This window comes from Finegoldia magna, assembly GCF_018371055.1.
Lineage (GTDB): Bacteria > Bacillota > Clostridia > Tissierellales > Peptoniphilaceae > Finegoldia > Finegoldia magna_I.
In genome coordinates this window covers 1-2,081 of the sequence record NZ_JAGYZD010000271.1, presented here as the reverse complement: position 1 = coordinate 2,081, position 2,081 = coordinate 1, and the positions used below count along the sequence as shown (strand labels likewise).

At 32.7% G+C, this 2,081-nt stretch carries 2 protein-coding genes; one reads left to right on the top strand and one right to left on the bottom strand.

The features are described 5' to 3' along the window. Positions 1–133: 133 nt before the first annotated feature. A complete protein-coding gene (locus tag KHW44_RS08970) occupies positions 134–838 on the bottom strand; it encodes a class I SAM-dependent methyltransferase (RefSeq protein WP_304068652.1) in 705 nt (234 codons plus the stop codon). 113 nt (positions 839–951) lie between these two features. Between KHW44_RS08970 and KHW44_RS08965 the strand changes: the two genes are divergently transcribed. After that, positions 952–1,932, top strand: a complete 981-nt coding sequence (locus tag KHW44_RS08965; RefSeq protein ID WP_304068649.1) for a C39 family peptidase — start codon at positions 952–954, stop codon at positions 1,930–1,932. The last annotated feature ends 149 nt before the right edge of the window (positions 1,933–2,081 follow it).

Here is a 2,081-nt window from a genome sequence, read left to right as displayed (position 1 = left end):
GAATTAAAACAAAATTAAACGGAATGTCCCCTGTCATGTACAGATTACATTCCGCTTAAAATATTATTAAATTATTCCGTGTTTACGGGTTCAGGTCAATGAGGGAGGTTTTTTAATGCAAGTAAATTTTTTTTTATAGTTTTTCGGCACTGATTACTAATGGTCTGGAGTTTTCCTTATCAAATTCTGCTTTATTAAATCCGCCGTATATTTTTATATTCTCAAAACCATTTTGTTCTAAAAGTTTTACTAATTCATCTGATGTTATTGGAAATAAATTGACGTCGTTTTCGATGGACTTATCAGCGGCTGTCATCACTGTGTTAAATCGTATAAAATCACCATTTCTGAAATATTTTCGTACAAATTCAACTTTTTCGTTTTTGATAGTTGGAAGATCTCCCAAGTAATCGTCATCTACTTTTAAAAATGGATGGAAGTTAATGATTTGAAGTACGAGATTTCCGTTTGGGTTTAACTTGTCGTAGCATTTTTTCAAAAATTCATTTATTTTTTCTGTAGAATCTAAGTGTACCAAAGAATTTCCGATGCAATAAATCAAACCGAAATTTTCCTCCAATTTGTCGATATCTAACATATTCATACATTTAGCATCGATTTTGTTTTCATTAATTGCCTTGTCGACAAACTTTTCTTCCAAATCAATCCCAATCACATCATACCCATCATCTTGAAGTCTTTTTGCAACTTTTCCAGTGGCACAGGCAACATCCAAGATTTTGCCGTGAGCACGTTCTTCTAAGAAGCTTATTTGTTTGTCATTTGGTTGAAAAATATCTTCGTAATTATCTGAAATTGAATCGTAAAATTTACTCATATCATCACCTCTAATGTAATTATACCCAAAAGAATGTTACAATTTTATAAAGTTGTCATAATTTTGTAATAATTTCAAATCGTGTGATATAATTAGATAAATGAGGTGAAAACTTGATACGTAATAATCACGATAGATTTCTAGAAGAAAAAAGAAGACGCGCAGTAAAACGAAGGATTGTGTTTTCTGTATTTCTATTAGTAATTCTATTTTCAATCATAAAAGTAAAAAATGATAGACAAGAGCATTCAGCTGAACAAAAACAAGCTGAGATAGCTCAGGAGCAAAAGACTTCCGAACAACAAAACTCCAAACCAGAAGAACCAGTGGAAAAAGAAAAAACTGATGAGGAAGTTTTTGATGAAATCAAAAAGAATGAAAATATTTACCAAAACACATTTAAGAGAAATGAATTGTTGCACAATTTGGAAGTTTACGCAAAGTACAATCCTAATGCAAAAATAGTGATGAAAAGCGCTGACGACATTCATCCTTCTCTTTTAAAACTTGCGGGTAACAACTACACTGCTGTGAATTTCGTGGCGAAAACAATTGATTCTACAATTAAAAACGACTATTCATACCCAGAAAACGCAAATAGTTCGAACGTACCACTGTATTTGCAATGGGACAAGAGATGGGGTTATGAAAAATACGGCTACGGAATTATTGGATTTACAGGATGTGGCCCTACAAGTTGCGCAATGGCGATGTCGTATTTGAAGAACGATCCTTCAATCACTCCAGCAAAAATAGCTGAAGAAAGTGATCGCAACGGATATTCTTCATCAGAAGGAACAAGCTGGGGATTTTATCCTTATATCGCAAGAAAATACGGATTGAAAGCTGTTCAAATGGATGCGAATTATAATATTATCAAACAAAATCTAAAAAAAGGAAATCCAATCCTAATTTCTGTAAGACCTGGCGATTTCACACAAACAGGGCATGTCATGGTGATTTCGGGAATGGATGCAAATGGCAATATTATACTGAACGATCCAAATAGCTTTACAAATTCACAAAAATCATGGAAATATGACAGATTACAACCACAAATCAAAGCGATGTGGGTGTTTAGTAATGGAGTATAAATGAAAAAATACACAAAATACAAAAAAGATCTTGAATATTCTTATACAATGGGACCTTTTCCAACTTATGAACTTATTGAAAATAAGGCTGATATTGTTGAGGAGGTCTTAATTTCTGAGGATTTCAATGACACAGAAAAACTGATAAA